This is a genomic window from Mycobacterium paraffinicum, assembly GCF_001907675.1.
GTDB classification, from domain to species: domain Bacteria; phylum Actinomycetota; class Actinomycetes; order Mycobacteriales; family Mycobacteriaceae; genus Mycobacterium; species Mycobacterium paraffinicum_A.
In genome coordinates, this window is the sequence record NZ_MPNT01000015.1 from 129,517 (window position 1) to 145,563 (window position 16,047).

Annotated in this window: 18 protein-coding genes and 1 tRNA gene; 4 read left to right on the forward strand and 15 right to left on the reverse strand. The window is 66.5% G+C overall.

Annotated elements, in window-relative coordinates:
• Positions 1–35: 35 nt before the first annotated feature.
• Positions 36–929 (reverse strand): SDR family oxidoreductase, encoded by an 894-nt coding sequence (locus BRW65_RS17705; protein WP_073876836.1) that lies wholly within the window; start codon positions 927–929, stop codon positions 36–38.
• A 163-nt stretch (positions 930–1,092) separates the two neighbouring features.
• On the opposite strand from BRW65_RS17705, the gene BRW65_RS17710 reads away from it, so the two are divergent.
• Entirely contained in the window at positions 1,093–1,995 is a 903-nt protein-coding gene (locus BRW65_RS17710; protein ID WP_073876792.1) for a LysR family transcriptional regulator, read from the forward strand.
• A gap of 33 nt (positions 1,996–2,028) precedes the next feature.
• Here the strand turns inward: BRW65_RS17710 and BRW65_RS17715 are convergent, their stop codons facing one another.
• The 7 genes from BRW65_RS17715 to BRW65_RS17745 all read right to left on the reverse strand — a co-directional run bounded on the left by BRW65_RS17715 (position 2,029) and on the right by BRW65_RS17745 (position 8,307).
• Entirely contained in the window at positions 2,029–3,069 is a 1,041-nt protein-coding gene (locus BRW65_RS17715) for a CaiB/BaiF CoA transferase family protein (RefSeq protein WP_073876794.1), read from the reverse strand.
• Complete coding sequence (locus BRW65_RS17720) at positions 3,066–4,022, reverse strand: LLM class F420-dependent oxidoreductase (RefSeq protein ID WP_073876796.1); 957 nt, start codon at positions 4,020–4,022, stop codon at positions 3,066–3,068. The genes BRW65_RS17715 and BRW65_RS17720 overlap by 4 nt, the downstream gene beginning before the upstream one ends.
• On the reverse strand, positions 4,007–4,432 hold the full coding sequence (locus tag BRW65_RS17725) for a cobalamin B12-binding domain-containing protein (RefSeq protein WP_073876798.1): 426 nt from the start codon (positions 4,430–4,432) through the stop codon (positions 4,007–4,009). The genes BRW65_RS17720 and BRW65_RS17725 overlap by 16 nt, the downstream gene beginning before the upstream one ends.
• On the reverse strand, positions 4,432–6,009 hold the full coding sequence (locus BRW65_RS17730; protein WP_073876800.1) for a methylmalonyl-CoA mutase family protein: 1,578 nt from the start codon (positions 6,007–6,009) through the stop codon (positions 4,432–4,434). Before BRW65_RS17730 ends, BRW65_RS17725 begins: the two co-directional genes overlap by 1 nt.
• Before the next feature lie 85 nt (positions 6,010–6,094).
• Complete coding sequence (locus tag BRW65_RS17735) at positions 6,095–6,907, reverse strand: class I SAM-dependent methyltransferase (protein ID WP_073876802.1); 813 nt, start codon at positions 6,905–6,907, stop codon at positions 6,095–6,097.
• A gap of 56 nt (positions 6,908–6,963) precedes the next feature.
• The gene (locus BRW65_RS17740; protein WP_073876804.1) at positions 6,964–7,665 is read right to left on the reverse strand and encodes a M15 family metallopeptidase; all 702 of its coding nucleotides are present in this window, start codon (positions 7,663–7,665) and stop codon (positions 6,964–6,966) included.
• A gap of 42 nt (positions 7,666–7,707) precedes the next feature.
• The gene (locus tag BRW65_RS17745; protein ID WP_073876806.1) at positions 7,708–8,307 is read right to left on the reverse strand and encodes a TetR family transcriptional regulator; all 600 of its coding nucleotides are present in this window, start codon (positions 8,305–8,307) and stop codon (positions 7,708–7,710) included.
• A 61-nt stretch (positions 8,308–8,368) separates the two neighbouring features.
• Between BRW65_RS17745 and BRW65_RS17750 the strand changes: the two genes are divergently transcribed.
• A complete protein-coding gene (locus tag BRW65_RS17750; RefSeq protein WP_073876808.1) occupies positions 8,369–10,078 on the forward strand; it encodes a CocE/NonD family hydrolase in 1,710 nt (569 codons plus the stop codon).
• Positions 10,079–10,206: 128 nt separating this feature from the next.
• Here BRW65_RS17750 and BRW65_RS32945 read toward each other — a convergent pair whose 3' ends face one another.
• From BRW65_RS32945 to BRW65_RS17775, 6 genes are all read right to left on the reverse strand, one after another.
• The gene (locus BRW65_RS32945; RefSeq protein WP_084187859.1) at positions 10,207–11,055 is read right to left on the reverse strand and encodes a type 1 glutamine amidotransferase domain-containing protein; all 849 of its coding nucleotides are present in this window, start codon (positions 11,053–11,055) and stop codon (positions 10,207–10,209) included.
• Between the two features lie 109 nt (positions 11,056–11,164).
• A complete protein-coding gene (locus tag BRW65_RS17760; RefSeq protein ID WP_244168122.1) occupies positions 11,165–12,322 on the reverse strand; it encodes a low temperature requirement protein A in 1,158 nt (385 codons plus the stop codon).
• Between the two features lie 358 nt (positions 12,323–12,680).
• A tRNA-OTHER gene (locus BRW65_RS31770) sits at positions 12,681–12,739 on the reverse strand.
• 317 nt (positions 12,740–13,056) lie between these two features.
• Positions 13,057–13,728 carry an RES family NAD+ phosphorylase gene (locus BRW65_RS17765; protein WP_007168496.1) on the reverse strand — a complete coding sequence of 224 codons (672 nt, stop codon included), beginning with the start codon at positions 13,726–13,728 and terminating at the stop codon, positions 13,057–13,059.
• Complete coding sequence (locus BRW65_RS17770) at positions 13,725–14,120, reverse strand: XRE family transcriptional regulator (protein ID WP_073876810.1); 396 nt, start codon at positions 14,118–14,120, stop codon at positions 13,725–13,727. Before BRW65_RS17770 ends, BRW65_RS17765 begins: the two co-directional genes overlap by 4 nt.
• Positions 14,121–14,564: 444 nt before the next feature.
• On the reverse strand, positions 14,565–14,807 hold the full coding sequence (locus BRW65_RS17775) for a hypothetical protein (RefSeq protein ID WP_231588680.1): 243 nt from the start codon (positions 14,805–14,807) through the stop codon (positions 14,565–14,567).
• Positions 14,808–14,921: 114 nt separating this feature from the next.
• On the opposite strand from BRW65_RS17775, the gene BRW65_RS17780 reads away from it, so the two are divergent.
• Together BRW65_RS17780 and BRW65_RS17785 are read left to right on the forward strand one after the other, a co-directional pair.
• Positions 14,922–15,173: a FitA-like ribbon-helix-helix domain-containing protein gene (locus BRW65_RS17780; protein ID WP_007168493.1), complete on the forward strand. Its 252-nt coding sequence runs from the start codon at positions 14,922–14,924 to the stop codon at positions 15,171–15,173.
• Positions 15,170–15,586, forward strand: coding sequence for a type II toxin-antitoxin system VapC family toxin (locus tag BRW65_RS17785; protein ID WP_007168492.1), 417 nt, complete (start codon positions 15,170–15,172; stop codon positions 15,584–15,586). Before BRW65_RS17780 ends, BRW65_RS17785 begins: the two co-directional genes overlap by 4 nt.
• A gap of 73 nt (positions 15,587–15,659) precedes the next feature.
• Here the strand turns inward: BRW65_RS17785 and BRW65_RS31345 are convergent, their stop codons facing one another.
• On the reverse strand, positions 15,660–15,845 hold the full coding sequence (locus tag BRW65_RS31345; RefSeq protein ID WP_132160383.1) for a hypothetical protein: 186 nt from the start codon (positions 15,843–15,845) through the stop codon (positions 15,660–15,662).
• Positions 15,846–16,047: the final 202 nt, after the last annotated feature.

Sequence of the window (16,047 nt, forward strand, 5' to 3'; positions counted from 1 at the left end):
GCCGCTCGGTCGAGCCCGAGTGTGCGGCCAGCCGCTCACTCACCGAAGTAATGGCCGGCTTCCAGATCCTCCAGCAGTCCGGGACCCTCGGGCTGCCACTCCAGCACTTTGCGCGTCAGGGCGCTCGACGTCGGGTTGTCCAGCGCTGCGAAGAGGGCGAGAAAGCCGAAATGACCGGCTTCTTCCGCCGGAATGCTCACCGCCGGCACACCCAGGTGGCGGCCGATGACGGCGGCGATGTCCCGGAACGGCACCCCTTCGTCGGCAACCCCGTGCAAACGCGTTCCCGCGGGCGCCTTTTCGAGCGCCAGGCGGTACAGGTGCGCCGCGTCCAGCGTATGCACAGCCGGCCAGCGGTTCGCGCCGTCACCGAGGTAGGCGGAGACGCCCGTCGAGCGGGCGGTGCTGACCAGATGCGACGTGAAACCGTGGTGATCCAGGTTGCTGTGCACCAAGGGTGACAGCCGGATGACCGACGACCGCACGCCGCGTTCGGCCAGCGCGATCACGGCGTTCTCCGAGTCGACCCGCGGCCCGCCGGGCACCGTGTCGTGCTCGGTTGCGAGTCCGCCCTGACCCAACAGCGAGAGCAGGAGGGTCCCCGAGGTGCTGACGAAGGGCCGTCCGGAGCCAACCAGCGCCTCCCCGATGGCCTCGACCGCGCGCAAATCCGACTCGGCCGCGGCCACGAAGTTGTCGAAGTCGTGTTTGAAAGCCAGGTGGATAACACCATCGGACGCCGCGGCGGCGGACTGCAAACCGTCGAGGTCGTCGAGGTCGCCTCGGTGCGCCCTCACGCCCTTCGCCGCCAGCGCGGCGGCCGATTCGTCGGAGCGGGCCAGGCCGCTGACGTGATGCCCCGCCTGCACGAGCTCGTCGACGACGGCCGAACCGATGTGTCCGCTCGCGCCCGTGACAAAGACATGCATGAAATTCCCTTTCGCCGTTCGGTCTTCGCGCTTCCAGTCAATGACCCTGACGGGCCGACTGTCCAAGACCCATTTCATATGTGGCGATACCGAATCGACATCACCGCATGTCACCGCAGGCTTAGACGCGAGGAACGGTTGCGCCCGCCGTTACACTTCCCGCATGACCAATTCGGTATTGCCGGTGATCGACCTCGATCTGCGGTTGGTCGGATACTTCGTCGTGGTGGCCGAACACCGGCACTTCGGCCGCGCCGCAACCGCGCTGCGCGTCGCGCAGCCGTCACTGAGCCGGCAGATTCGCCGGCTCGAGCAACAACTGGGCGCTCGACTGCTGGATCGCACGCCGCAAGGCACCCGGTTGACGGAAGCCGGGGAGGTGTTCCTGCCGCGGGCCAAGGCCCTGCTGCGCTCGGCCACGCAAGCCGCCGCCCAGGCCCGCGCCGCCGCCCAGCCCAGCCGGATTGCGATCGGATACACGACCGGGATGATCGTCACCCCCGCCGTGCGCGAGATGCGCCGCGAGCATCCCGATGCCGAAGTGCAAGTCTCGCATCTGGATTGGGGCCAGGCCCTGGACGCGTTGCTCGGACATCGGGTGGACGCGGTGGTGACCCGGCTACCGTTCCCGACCGACGGCCTGCACGTGACCATCCTGTACGACGAGCCCCGGGTGCTGGCCGTGTCGGTCGACCACCGCCTCGCGGACCGAGATTTCGTCACCCTGGACGACATCGCCGACGAGCCGATGCCCCGACTCCGTGACTCCGACCCGGCGTGGAGTGCCTTCTGGCGCATCGATCCCCGCCCCGACGGTCGCCGCGCGCCCGATGGACCGTTCATCGACGCGCTCGAGGACAAGTTCGAAGTCATCGCCTCCGGGCAGGCGGTAGCCATCACCGCCGGGTTCCGCAGCAGCGCCCTGCGGCCCGACATCACCACCGTCCCTCTGCAAGGCGTCGAGCCCTGTCACGTGGTGTTGGCGACCCGCGCCGGGGACCGCAGCCGGTTGGTGGCGGCCTTCCGCAAGCTCGCCGAGGCGCACCTCAGGGGTCCGGTGTCCTGACGCCGAATGTGAAACGTTCGCGGGTGGTGGGCTCTAGACCTCCGGTAACTCTGGCGGCGGCCGGTATTCGGGGTCGTAGCCGGAGACGTGGATCGGGCTACCCACGAGCCGGAAATCGCCGGCGGTGACAACGGCTTCCGGCGTCGCTTCGAGCGCTTCGGGCAGCGTCCGGACGGCGGCCGCCGGCACTGAAAGCGGACGCAGCCGGCTTTCCCACCCGGCGGCGGTGTCGGTCGCCAGCATCGCCGTGACGACGGCCAGCACCTCGTCGCGGCGCGACACCCGTTCGGCCATCGTCTCGAACCCACCGATGCCCGCCTCGGTGGCGAACGATTTCCAGAAGCCGTCGTGCGTGATGAACAGCGCCAGATACCCCTCGGCGGTCGGAAACAGCTGAGCCGGAACGTAGTACGAGTGAGCGCCATACGGGCGCCGCTGCGGCTCCACACCGTCATTGAGGTAGGCCGACGCGTGATAATTCAGCTGTGACAGCATCACGTCGCGCAGCGATACGTCGACTTGTCCTCCCGTCCCGGAGATGATCTTGGCCAACAGCCCCAGCGCCGCGGTCATCCCGGTGGAGTTGTCGGCCGACGAGTAACCGGGCAGCGTCGGTGGGCCGTCTGGGTCGCCGGTCAGGGCGGCGGTGCCGACGCCCGCCTGCACCACGTAATCGAAGGCCGGATCGTCACCGCCGTAGAGACCGAATCCGGTTATTGCGACGCACACGATCCGCTCGTTGTGTCGTCGCAAGCTCTCATAAGTCAGTCCCAGTCGGCGGATGGCCGACGGCTTCAAATTCACCAGCAGCGCGTGGGATTCGGCCACCAGCTCGCCAAGCCGTTGCTGTCCGGGCTCGGAGTTCAGGTCGATGCAGATGCTCGACTTATTGCGGTTGAGACTGGCGAAATAGCTGGGCCCGACACCGCGGGAGATCTCGCCGCCGCGCGGCTCCATCTTGGTGACCTCCGCGCCCAGATCGGCCAGCAGCATGGTGGCGTACGGGCCCGCCAGCATGGTGCCGACTTCGAGGATGCGTATCCCCGCCAGCGGGCCGGTGTCGCTGCCTGTCAACGCAATTCCGTTGCGAGCACTGCGATCATCTCGCGGGTCCGGCGTTTGGAGGCGACCAGCTCGTCACGGTTGTCGCCGATGGGCAGCAGCCGCACCGACAAGTCGGTCACGCCCGCGTCGGCGAAACGCCGCATCCGGGTCAGGATCGCCTGCTCGTCGCCGGCCGCGCACAGGTCACCGACGTCACGCGCGTCGCCGCGCTCCAGCAGACGCTGGTAGTTGGGCGACACCTCGGCCTCACCCAGGATGCGATTGGCCCGCTCCTTAGCCTCGTCGACTTGCCCTGGCGGACAGAGGCATACCGGGATGCCGGCGACGATCCGCGGGGCGGGGCGCCCGGCATCCGCCGCGGCCTTGGTGATCTTTGGCGCGATGTGGTCTCCGATCGCCCGCTCGTCGGCCATCCACAACACGGTGCCGTCGGCGAGTTCGCCGGCCAGCTGCAGCATCACCGGCCCCAGTGCGGCCACCAGGACCGGCATCGGGACATCGGCCCCGATCGCCAGCGGATTGTGCACCGTGAACGAATCGTTCTCGACGTCAACCGGTCCCGGCCCGGCGATGGCGGCGTTGAGCACCTGCAGGTAGTCGCGGGTGTAGGCGGCCGGCCGCTCATACGGCAAGCCGAGCATGTCTCGAATGATCCAGTGGTGCGACGGCCCGACGCCCAGCGCCAACCGCCCGCCGGCCACGGCGTGCGTCGAAAGCGCTTGGCGGGCAAGGGCGATCGGATGCTGGGCCTGCAGCGGCACCACCGCGGTACCCAGCTCGATGCGTGAGCTGTGCGCGGCCATCAGCGACACCATGGTCAGGCAATCGAAATCGTCGGGAACCTGCGGCATCCACGCGGTGTCCAGACCCGCGGATTCCGCCCACTCGATGTCGGAGGCCAGCTTGTGCACCTTGCGGGCCATGTCGCCACGCTCGGCGCCGATCATCACTCCGACGCGCATTGTTCCTCCGTGGCTGGTTCGGGAGTCCCTGTCAGCGCGCGGATGTCGCGCACGAGGACGTCGAGCGATGTCCCGGTCGGGAATACCGCGGCGGCGCCGGCGGAGAGCAGCTTGGGGACGTCGGCGTGCGGGATGGTTCCCCCGACGACGACGGCGATGTCCGCGGCGTCGGCGGCCCGCAGGGCCTCGATGGTGCGGGCGGTGAGTGCGAGGTGCGCACCGGACAGAATGCTCAAGCCCACGACCGCCACGTCCTCCTGGACGGCGATCGAGGCGATGTCCTCGATGCGCTGCCGGATCCCCGTGTAGATCACCTCGAAGCCGGCATCGCGCAGGGTGCGGGCGACGATCTTGGCGCCCCGGTCGTGTCCGTCCAGGCCCGGCTTGGCGACCAGAATCCGGGGGGCCACTAGAACACCACCGGTTGCTGGAACTCGCCCCACACCGCCTTGAGCGCGGAGACCATTTCACCGACCGTGCAGTAGGCGTTCGCGCACTCGATGAGGTTGTGCATCAGATTGTCGTCCCCTTCGGCGGCACGCGACAACGCCGCCAAACTGGCTTTGACTGCGGCCGAATCCCTTTCGGCCTTGACCTTGGATAGCCGCTTGAGCTGAAGGTCGCGCCCTTCGGCGTCGAGCTCATAGGTGACGACATCGTGTTGGGGCTCCTCGGTCACGAACCGGTTTACTCCGACGACCGGTCGAGCGCCGGATTCGATGTCCTGGTGGACCTTGAATGCCTCGTCGGCGATCAGACCCTGCAGATAGCCGTCCTCGATGGCGTGGACCATGCCGCCGTGCCGCTCCAGGTCGGACATGATCTCGATGATGCGCGCCTCGGTGGCGTCGGTGAGCGCCTCCACGAAGTAGGAGCCGCCCAGCGGGTCGGCGACGCTGGCCACGCCGGTTTCGTGCGCGAGGATCTGCTGGGTGCGCAGCGCCAGCGTCGTGGTTTCCTCGGTGGGCAGGGCGAACGGCTCGTCCCAGGCCGCGGTGAACATCGACTGGACACCGCCCAGCACCGCGGCCATGGCCTCGTAGGCCACCCGGACGATGTTGTTGTGGGCCTGCGGCGCGTACAGCGAGGCGCCTCCGCAGACGCAGCCGAAGCGGAACATCGCCGCCTTGTCCGTCGTCGCCCCGTAGCGCTCCTTGACTATGGTGGCCCAACGCCGACGCCCCGCACGGTATTTGGCGATCTCCTCGAAGAAATCGCCGTGGGTGTAGAAGAAATACGAGATCTGCGGCGCGAACTGATCGATCGTCATCCGGCCGCGCTCGACCACCGTGTCGCAGTAGGTCACCCCGTCGGCCAGGGTGAACGCCATCTCTTGCACCGCGTTGGCCCCCGCGTCGCGGAAGTGCGCCCCGGCCACCGAAATCGCGTTGAACCTCGGCACCTGGGCCGCGCAGAACTCGATGGTGTCGGCGATCAACCGCAGGGATGGCTCCGGCGGCCAGATCCAGGTCCCGCGCGAGGCGTATTCCTTGAGGATGTCGTTCTGGATGGTCCCGGTGAGCTTCGCCCGCGGTATCCCCTTCTTCTCGGCGGCGGCGACGTAGAACGCCAGCAGGATGGCGGCCGTCCCATTGATCGTCATGCTCGTGCTGAGCTTGTCCAGCGGGATGCCGTCGAACAGGATCTGGAAGTCGGCCAGCGTGTCGACCGCGACGCCGACCCGGCCCACCTCCTCGCCGAACTCGGGGTCGTCGGAGTCGTACCCACACTGGGTGGGCAGGTCGAGCGCCACCGACAGCCCGGTCCCGCCTTGTTCCAGGAGGTAGCGGTACCGGCGATTGGATTCCTCGGCGGTGCCGAACCCCGAGTATTGGCGGAAGGTCCACAGCTTGCCCCGGTAGCCGGACGCGAAGTTACCCCGGGTGAAGGGAAACTCCCCCGGCTGCGGAGGTTCCGCGCTGACGTCCGCCGGCCCGTAGACCGGCCGCAGCGGGATACCTGACGGAGTGCGGGCCGTATTATCCATCGGTGAATAACGTACTTGCAAAAAAAGAGAATGCCAATACCACATGTTTGACCTGGTCAAACATGTCCCCCCGGTCCTCGATCGGCTACTCCCGGCAGAGGATCTCACCATGCGGGATGGCGATCCAGCCGTCCGCCGCCGTGGCCCATTGCCGCCACGCCGCCGAGATCTCCTCGAGCTGCGCGGCCGTCGCCAGACCCAGATTCAGCAGGTCGCGCGCCACCCGCGAGTGCAGGATCCGGTCGGCCCACATGCCGCCCCACCATTCACGTGTTGCGGGCGTCGCGTAGCACCACACGCTGCCCGTCGGGGTGACGTCGGCGAAGCCCGCCTGCCGCGCCCAGGACAGCAACCGCCGCCCGGCATCGGGTTCGCCCCCGTTCGCCCGAGCGGCGCGCTCGTAGAGGTCGCGCCACAGATTTAGCGCCGGCACCTCGGGGAACCAGATGAACCCCGCGTAGTCGGCATCGCGGGCCGCCACGACACCGCCGGGCGCGCACACCCGTTTCATCTCCCGCAGCGCCCCCACCGGATCGGCGACGTGCTGGAGCACCTGGTGCGCGTGCACCACGTCGAAGGCGTCGTCCGCAAAGTCGAGCCGGTGCACGTCGGCGGTGGCGAACGAAACGTTCGACAGGCCGCGTCGCTCGACCTCGGCGCGGGCCACATCGATGACGTCGGCCGACTGGTCGACGGCCGTCACCGGTCCCGGCGCCACCCGCGCGGCGAGATCGGCGGTGATCGTGCCGGGCCCGCACCCGACGTCCAGGACCGACAGCCCGGACTTCAGGTGCGGCAGCAGATAGGCCGCGGAGTCTTCCGCGGTGCGCCGCTGGTGACTCCGCAGCACCGACTCGTGGTGCCCGTGCGTGTAGGTGGCCCCGCCTTCACCGTTCATGCCCGAAGCCTACCGAGCCGCCTCATATAGTGAAACTATAGTCTCAATATATGAGATCAATCGACGGGCACGTTCAGGATGGGCCGGTCGGTCGCGGCGCCCGGGCCGTCGAAGTGCCACCACTCACCGGAGTACGGCGCCAGCCCGCCGTACTTCATGGCGTTGCGCAGCGCGGCGCGGTTCGCCTGCGCGTCGTCGCTGACGCCCTGGGTAGCGAAAGCGTTTGCGCGCGAAGAGAAATCGTCGAAATCGGTGCCCATGTCCGCCAGGCAAAGCCCCTCCGCGTGCAGCCCGGAAGCGCACGGCTGCTGTGCCGTCGTCAAGGTCACGTCGACCGAGCGCCCCGACTCGTGGCTGTGCGCGTACTGGCCGGGCCGCGCGACCCACGCCGGATTGGGGACGACGTTGAACATCTTCACCTGCACGTCGTGGGGCCGATAGCAATCCCAGAACACCAGGAGGTGCCCCTGCGGGCGTAGCGCCGTCGCGGCCGTCGCCAGCCCGGACGCCATGGATTGGTGCACCAGGCATCGGGCGTCGGAGGGGTACAGCTGCGTGTGCGTGAAGTTGTTGGTCGTCGCGTAGCGCAGGTCGATGATGGCGTCGGGCACCACGCTGCGGACGTCGACGAATCCGGCCGCGCGGGCCGCATCGCCCACCGGTGGAATGTCGGGGCCGGCCTGGGCGGTCCCGGTGCCGGAGACACCGACCAGACCCGCGGCGACCGCGACCGCCAGGTTCGGGCGCAAAAGACGCATCCGGTCATTGTCGCCGTTGGTCGCCGTGAGTTGCGTTAGCGCCTAGGAGATGTCGCCCTCGACGTAGCGCTGCAGGTTCGGGGCGACCGCCGCCACCACCTGATCGTCGGACATGGACGCGATCGGCTCGATCTTCCAGACGTAGCGCAACAACGCGAAACCGATCAACTGGGTGGCGATCAGCCCGCTGCGCCGCAGCCGATCGTCCTCGTCGGCCCCGAGGGTGGAACCGCCGATCAGGCCGCGCTCCACGATGAGCCGCAGCTTCTCTCGCGTCTTGTCTTCGTGGGCGGCGGTCAGCACCACGGCGCGCAGGACGGGGCCCACCTCCTGGTCGGTCCACGTGTCCAGCACGGTGCGGATCAATTGCCTGCCCAGGTCCGCCTTGGGCGTCGCCCACGTCGCGGCCACCGCGTCGAGCCACTTCTGTGGTGGCGTGGTGGCGGCATCGAGCAACCCCTCCTTGGAGCCGAAGTAGTGGTAGATGAGGGCGGGGTCGACGTCGGCGGTCCGCGCGACGGCGCGAATGGCCGTGCCGGCCCAGCCATGTTCGGCGAATTCGTCGCGAGCGGCGGCCAGGATGCGCGCCGCCAGCACGCCGCGTTCGTCGCGCGGACCGGGGGTGGTCGATCGCTTCGGCACCGCCTCACCATACCCGAAGTTTCATCTTGCGTTGAAACTATTTTCAACGTAGCGTGAAACTGTGACGACGCTCAATGGCCCGCAGACCACCGGCCGCGAATACCGGAACCTCAGCGAGCCGCGGTACGCGTCGCGCACCGACGTCAACACCGCGATCACGATGCGTGACGGCACAACGCTTTTGGCCGACGTGCACCGGCCCGATGCCGACGGCCGCTTCCCGGCTCTGCTGGCCGCGTCGCCATACCCGCGGCAGATGCAGGACCTCGGCGCCCCCGCGGGGTTCATCGAGGCCGGCAGGACGGACTTCTGGGTGCCGCGCGGTTACGTGCACGTGATCGCGAATCTCCGCGGCACCTGCGGCTCCGAGGGCTCCTTCAACTTCTTCGACGCGCAGGAACGCCGGGACGTCTACGACCTGGTGGAGTGGGTCGCGGCGCAGCCGTGGTGCGACGGCAACGTCGGCATGATCGGCATCAGCTACTTCGCGATGACCCAACTGGAGGCCGCCGTCGAGCGGCCGCCACACCTGAAAACGATCTTTCCCCTCGCCGTGACGGCCGACCTGTACGAGGGCGCCAACCATCACGGGCTGGTGAGTTCGTCCTTCATCACACCGTTTCTCGCCATGATGGGCCTCACCTCCGACCGCAGCGACAAGTTATGGCGCAGCAAGCCAGTCGGATTGGCGCGGCGCGTGCTGAACAGCCCGGGCGTGCACAAGAAATTCGAGACCAGGAACGGCGAGGCGGCGGTCACGATGCTGCGCCAACTGCTCAGGCTGCCGCACAATCCCCACCCGTGGGACGAATTGTGGCAGGAGGCGGTGGTCAAGCACCCGACGCGTGACGAGTGGTGGGATGAGCGAAACCTGTTGCCATTGCTCAAAGAAATCGACATCCCGGTCTACCTTGGGTGCGACTGGCAGAACGTGCCGTTACACCTGCCGTCGACCTTCGCCGCCTGGAAAGTGTTGTCGGACAACGCCTGCGTGCGAATGGGCATGCTTGGCGAGTTCGGCTTGACCTGGCCATGGGAAAGCATGCACACCGAGGCGCTGGCCTGGTATGACCATTGGTTGAAGGGGCGCGACACCGGAATCACCGACGGGCCGCCGATTCGCTACTTTCTGCCCGGCGCCGACGAGTGGCGAACCGCTGACTCCTGGCCGCCGGCACACGCCCCGCATCGCGAACTGGCCCTGCGGGCCGACGGCGGTTTGGCCGCCGACGAAGGCGAGCCGGGCAGCCGTGAATTCATGGTCGTCGGCTCGGGCCTGGGCCGCATCAAACCCAGCGAGATCGACCCACCAGCGATGCTGGTTTGGACCAGCGCGCCGCTGGCCGCGAACCTCGACGTGGTCGGCGACATCGAGCTGCGGCTGGTGGCCTCAGCGACGGCGATCGACACCGCGTGGATCGTGACGCTGCACGACGTGGCGCCCGACGGCGAAACGACCGACGTGACCGCGGGCTGGTTGCGCGCCAGCCTGCGCGAGGTCGACGAAGGGGCCAGTCGCCCCGGTGCGCCGGCGCTGCCCTGCCGCAAGCCCCAAGCGGTGCCGCTGGGCGAGGCTGTCGAGTACCGAATCCCCTTGGTTCCCAATGCCCGACGGTTCAAGGCCGGCCACCGCATCCGCCTGACACTGACCAGCGACGACCAGGACCCGGCGGCGCCGGCGATCATGAACTTCCGCCACGCCAGCGTCGGCACGTCCAGCTGGAACACCGTGCGCTCCTCGTCGCGACTCCTGCTGCCAGCGCTGGACTAACGCACGTTGATGGTCCGTTAGTTCACCGGGGTGAATTCGATGTGTGCAGCTCGGTGAGGCCACACAGCAGTGAGGTGGACTCCCGGCTCTTCATGCGCAGTGGCTCTTCCATCAACTGGCCGATGAGATCACGGTCGGCGCAGTTCCGGTTGATCACCGAGGACCTGGACCGCCGAGCTGGGCAGCTTGGTTAAGCGGCTACGGACGGAACGACACCTCATCCGTCCAATGTGCAAAGACTGCGGCGCTTCTCTAGTTCTTGATGGAAGCCAGTCTGCGCAGGGGGACGCCAGCGCCGCGGCGGCCACGCTGGTCAGTGCTGCCACTGACGGCTTCGGTGACCAGCGCAGGGCGGACACCGCCCAGCCGATTGGCTTGTCGAGCTGCGGATCCGAGCCGTTATGGTTCGTGATCGTCTGCGACCGATCCGTCGACTCGGCGAAGATGCCCAGCGTCGCCAGTAAGAACGCCCTGATGTCCTGTGGCCCTGGGCTCGTGACGAGGTTGCGGTCACGCACGACTCCTCGGTCGAGCCAGGTGGCGCCGGCGTTTACCAAGTCGTCGCGGATGCCCGGCCATGAGGTCAGGGTGCGCCCGGCCAGCAGTCCCGCCGAGGCAAGCACCCACGGCCCGTGACACAACGTGGCGATTGGTTTGCCGGCGTGGTCGAACGCGCGGACAAAGTCTCGGGCCTCCGCCGACTGCCGCAGTAGGTCGGGGTTGATGAAGCCCCCGGGAAGCAGCAGCCCGTCGTAGCGGTCAGGGTCTGCCTCGGTGACAACCTTGTCCACACCGACCCGGGTCGCCGGCATGTGTAAGTTAACGCCGCGGATGCGGCCGTGACGCAGCGAGACGACATCCACCGTTGCACCGGCTAATTGCAACGCGCGCAACGGAATCACCAGCTCCACTTTCTCGAAGCCGTCGGCGGCCAGCGCCACGATCTTCCGCCCTGAAAGGCGTCGTGCGTGGGACATCATGCTCTTCCTGTCAGTTACGGCGCTCGATGCGCCGGGTTACTAATCGGCCGTATCGGCTGGCTGCTCAACCGACCGCGAACGTGCTTGTGTGCGAGCGCCGCGCCCCTCAGCGCGCCTGTCCCGCCATGGCCGGACCGATCCGCGGCCGCCGCCACAATTCCCAGGCCAACCGGCAAACCCCGATGCCGGCGAGCAGGCCGAGTGCTGCGAGGGCGGGTATCTGCAACAACGCGGGCAGGCTCGCCGCGGTGGCCACCCCGGTAACGGTGCGATCGGCAGGAAGCTGCCGGTGGTCACGCCATCGGTAGGCGACGTCAGCGAGATAGAACAACGCCATGCCGCCGGCCAGTGCGATCGCGGGCGGCAGCGGCAGCGGAACGGTGGCGTGCTCGATGGTGGCATGCGCTCCGACGGCGAACAGCATGATGCCGGCGACCATTGGCAGGTGTAGGTAGCTGTAGGCATCACGGGCAAGATGGGCCCGTTCTGCACCGGTGGCCCGCTCCAGCCGCTGCCGCGCCCCGGACGTCAGACCGAAGTAGGTCCACCAGAAGGTAGCCATGACGGCCACCCCCAGCACCAGAGAAGCAATCACCTGCCATCGGCCGAGATCCCTTGCTGCCCCGCCCAATTCCACAACCACCTCACCGAGCGCGATGATGATGATCGAGCCGTGACGCGATACGAAGTAGGACGGCGAGACGCGGAATCCGCCGAGGCCGAGCACTGCCGGTGCGCCGTAGTCGATCACCGCCGCGGCTACCCACAGCAGTTCGCGGCCGGGCGAGTCGACGAAGGCGGCGGCCACGATGCAAGCGGGCGCGGCGACGAACGCCGGCGCTATTCGACGGGTGCCCCGTCGCAACGCGGCGTCCTCGTGCGACGAGAGGGCAACGAATTTCACCACGTGGATCAACCGGACCACCAGCAGGCCGATTGCGAAGACCAGCGCGCCCGATGCAAACGCCCTGGGAAGCGCTGCGGCGGCTACCAACATCGCGGCCATCGCAGCGATGACTATCGCCTCATGCCACACGTTGGCCGTGTCGAACGTGTTGATGAGCCAGGTATAGCCCACCCAGGCCCACCACACCGCAAGCAGCGCCAGTGCGGCCCGGCCGAATCCCGTTGGCGAGAGATCGTGCAGCACGAGTTGCGTGACCTGGGACATGGCGAAGGTGAACACCAGGTCAAAGAAGAGTTCGAGGTTGCCCTCGGAGCGCGGGCCCACGTGCTGAGTCGAGTTTCGTTCGCCGTCGCCCATGGCATCGGTCCCCCGTCCGTGCATCAACGCCGCGAGCAATCACCGAATCGCTGACCCACTACGAGACGACCGCCGCTCCTTACCCACCACCAAGCGCCATCACCCGGAGTAACCCGAAAAAGCCGCGTCAATCGCGAAGATCCGCCGCCCGTCACCGTGTGGTCACCCGGGTCACCGATCGACAACAGACACGCCGGAGCACGCGACACGCGGAAGGCGTTGCGCGGGACCTGAGTCAACGGCAACGGCAACAGCCGGAGGCAGAAGCTCCGCGACTTCTGCCGCGAAAATTCAATGAGCTTCAGCAGATCGGCGTCGGAGAGCCCGGTCCGGTCGCGACGTCCAGCAAGTCCCACGGTGGCCAGGGGCGGGATCGAACCGCCGACCTTCCGCTTTTCAGGCGGAGTTCTGGCCTACACCAATGTGTTTCAGCCGGTCAGACCAGAAGCGCAACCGGCATTCGGACGTGTTGGATCAGTCGGTCTGGCTCGTTGGCCCCATGTTGGCCCCATGAGATAACCCAATCTGCGTGGCAAGCCGATCGGGTTACTTGGTCGGTAGAAGCGGACTTGGGCGAAGTCTTAGTGCGATGGTTTTCGCTTACCGAACAGAGCGCGGCGGTCCCGGCGGATCTCATAGAGACGCCAACTGAACTATCGACCGCAACTGAAAGGCTGGATGCAGTCCAATTTGCTTGCGTGTGGTCCGATGGGCACCACCGCGCGCATCCCAATCTAGAGCAGTTTCACCGGCGCTGGCTCAAGCACTAGGCCCCACGGCGTGGTGACGTTGAGGAGCGGTTCGGGCGGCGGGTCGGTGAGCGCGATGGGGTCTCCGGCCAAGCTCGCGGTGCCGCGCCCCTCGAAGAGTGCGACGCAAGCGTTGCCGTCCAGGCGGGACGGGAACCGGACGGCGCCGGCGCCTCGGTCAAAAAGGTCCGCGGCGATCGTCTGCGTGATGGCGCGGCGACTGGTGGTGATCTCGCGCAGATCGAGGTGCTGCAGGTCGTGCTCGAGCAGCAGTTCGACGTGGCGATCCTCGATCTCCTGGCGTGTGGGCACGTCGGTGAGATCGATCAAGGGGCCATCGAGCTTCAGGACTGTGGGAACGAGGGCGTGCTGTATGCGCCACTGCGCAGTGACCGGCTTCTCAGTGAAGTCTTGGGCAGCCTCAGGTCCGTAGCGCTCAACATGGCGGCGCAGCGCGCCGAGGTTCGGCCGGAAGTCGGCTAGCACCTCGCGAAGACACGTTTCCGCCAAGTCAGCACAATAGAGCGTGCGGAACCGGCGGTAGACGTCGTCGAAACGGTGACTGAACTGGTACAGCTCCAGCGGAGTGAAGCCGAGCGGGTCAGCGTAATAGCCGACCCGCCACAGGGTTCGCCCCTGCTCGGGCGCCGCGATCACGACTGGAAGCTGGCGACCTGCCGTGCAGCCCGGACAACCATCGCGAACTGCGCGGTGTCGACCGCCGCACCGAGCACCTCGATCGGCGCGCGATCGTCCAAGCGCGTGTTGGTGCCAAACAGCCACGCCCGCGCCGTCTTGTCGTCGTAAGCATCGACGAGCATCCTGACGACCTTGTAGCCCTCACGTAACCGGCGCTCGGTCGCGCCGTGAGGTTCCGGGCCGCCCTTGCGCGCGTAGCGGCCGATTTGCTTGGCGTCAGCCAAGCCCGCCATCGCCGCCGCGACGCGCTGGCCGACGGCCTCTTGCAGATACGCGGCGATCTCGCGGATCGAAAGCGTCGCTGCCTCATCATCAAGCCGCTGCGCCGCAGAGACGGTCAAGACTGGCATATCGCACCTCCACGTTGATCTACCTGAGACGCTACCACATAAACACCTGAGAACACACCCTGAAGCTACACCTGATAGCCACCAGGCCTGGCCTACGGTTCGCGGTTGGAGCCGTTGAATCAGCATGTTCGCGCAAAAATGCCGCCAACGACGCCGCTCACTGGCCACGATTCGACCTCTAAGGTATGAGCTAACCGGTCACCGTCTCCTCCAGTGCGCACGGTCTCATAGCTGCACGTCAGCGAGGTTCAGCCGTTCCCGCTGTGACGCTCCGTCCCTCTTGTTCGCATCGGTTCCACCGTGTTCTGTGGCCAAATCCGTGGCCATTCCAACAGCCATAAGTGGGCCCATGCGCAACCCGCGGCGCGAGCCGTCGCGGGTGACACGATTACAGATAAGCCGCGAACGTCACCACGAGAAGATCGGCGAGCGCGTCCGAGCCACCTAGGCGTAGAGACTCATCCACCGTGCGATGGTCGGCTCCATGCGCTCGGGCACGAGCGAATCCGCGTCCCGTTGATCCCGCCGTACGTTCCTGTCGGGGTCGCTGAGCAACCAGATGGTTCGCGCCGATGTCTCCATCGCCGAACGGCATAGTTGCATTATGGACGACGCGTAGAGGTTCCTCGTCGTCGTCCGTTGATCTACGAGCAACGCGGCCGCGTACAGGTTCTCCGTGGCGCTCATCATCGGAATCAAACACTCCTCGGTGACCGCTGTCCGTTATAACCGGATCTGGGGCATTCTCAATGAAGGCGAGGTCAACGCACTATCTGAACGATATCGTGATAGCATCGCTCTGTGGCGCAGATTCTCATCCGTCAACTTGAGGACGACACCAAGGCCAAATTGCAGCGACTAGCCCGTCAACACGGTCGCAGCACCGAGGAGGAGGTGCGCGAGATCTTACGGAACGCAGTCCGGCACGTCGATAATCCGCCTGGGCGGCTCGGGTCTCGTATCGCGTCACGCTTCAAAGGCGTGGGCCTGACCGAGGACATACCCGAACTGCGGGGACAGCCCGTCCAGCCGGCACAGTTCAACGAATCATGATCGTGCTGGACACCAATGTGCTCTCCGCGTTGATGCGGGACACACCCGATCCGGCCGTCGTGGAATGGCTCGATAATCAGCCCACCGAATCAATCTGGACGACATCGGTAACAGTATTCGAGATACGCACTGGTATTGAACTTTTGACGCCAAGCCGCCGACGCAAGCGGCTCGACGAGATCTTTTCTCAACTCCTCGACGAAGACCTTGATGGTCGTGTGCAATCCTTCGACCTGACGGCTGCGTTTGCCGCTGGGACCATCGCCGCCACCCAACAACGAGGTGGGCGTGCGGTGGAAATTCGTGATGTGCAGATCGCCGGCATCGCCGCGTCCCGGCACGCAACTGTGGCTACCCGCAATACTCGCCACTTCGACGGAACGGGCGTCGACCTGGTCAACCCCTGGGACTGACGTCGTGCCCCAGATTCATTGAGAATGCCCCAGATCCAGTGATAACGGACAACCGCCGCATCCCCCGCCGGCACTAAGGGATACGCCTCCTTAAAAGCGGCGTCGTCGCCGACAAACGGGCTCCCCGGCTCAGGATGGTGCGGGTGCAGTCCCCACTGCCGCAATTCCGCGCACGCTTGGCACGGTTGCCGATGCGGTCCAGCACGCCGTTCGTCGCCAAATTGACCAGTGCTTCTATCATCTGCTGATCCGGCTGCATAACGAGTCTCCTATTACAACACCAAACACGCCCTGGCTGCGCGGTACGTTCACAATGCACCTGTCCAACGACAAGTGTCCGTGGCCATGAAAAAGTACCCACTGGTGGCCAAGTGGAGGTATCCGCTGGTGGCCGGATAAAAGTACCCACCCCGTGTTCGTCGTGTCGATCAGGAACTGCGGGCCCCGGTGGTGACGGTGAA

Excerpts from the sequence above, each read along its gene's own strand:
- BRW65_RS17705 (WP_073876836.1), bottom strand. The coding sequence starts at position 929 with ATGCATGTCTTTGTCACGGGCGCGAGCGGACACATCGGTTCGGCCGTC.
- BRW65_RS17710 (WP_073876792.1), top strand. The coding sequence starts at position 1,093 with ATGACCAATTCGGTATTGCCGGTGATCGACCTCGATCTGCGGTTGGTC.
- BRW65_RS17720 (WP_073876796.1), bottom strand. The coding sequence starts at position 4,022 with ATGCGCGTCGGAGTGATGATCGGCGCCGAGCGTGGCGACATGGCCCGC.
- BRW65_RS17730 (WP_073876800.1), bottom strand. The coding sequence starts at position 6,009 with ATGGATAATACGGCCCGCACTCCGTCAGGTATCCCGCTGCGGCCGGTC.
- BRW65_RS17735 (WP_073876802.1), bottom strand. The coding sequence starts at position 6,907 with ATGAACGGTGAAGGCGGGGCCACCTACACGCACGGGCACCACGAGTCG.
- BRW65_RS17740 (WP_073876804.1), bottom strand. The coding sequence starts at position 7,665 with ATGCGTCTTTTGCGCCCGAACCTGGCGGTCGCGGTCGCCGCGGGTCTG.
- BRW65_RS32945 (WP_084187859.1), bottom strand. The coding sequence starts at position 11,055 with ATGTCCCACGCACGACGCCTTTCAGGGCGGAAGATCGTGGCGCTGGCC.
- BRW65_RS17760 (WP_244168122.1), bottom strand. The coding sequence starts at position 12,322 with ATGGGCGACGGCGAACGAAACTCGACTCAGCACGTGGGCCCGCGCTCC.
- BRW65_RS17770 (WP_073876810.1), bottom strand. The coding sequence starts at position 14,120 with ATGCCAGTCTTGACCGTCTCTGCGGCGCAGCGGCTTGATGATGAGGCA.
- BRW65_RS17775 (WP_231588680.1), bottom strand. The coding sequence starts at position 14,807 with ATGAGCGCCACGGAGAACCTGTACGCGGCCGCGTTGCTCGTAGATCAA.
- BRW65_RS17785 (WP_007168492.1), top strand. The coding sequence starts at position 15,170 with ATGATCGTGCTGGACACCAATGTGCTCTCCGCGTTGATGCGGGACACA.
- BRW65_RS31345 (WP_132160383.1), bottom strand. The coding sequence starts at position 15,845 with ATGCAGCCGGATCAGCAGATGATAGAAGCACTGGTCAATTTGGCGACG.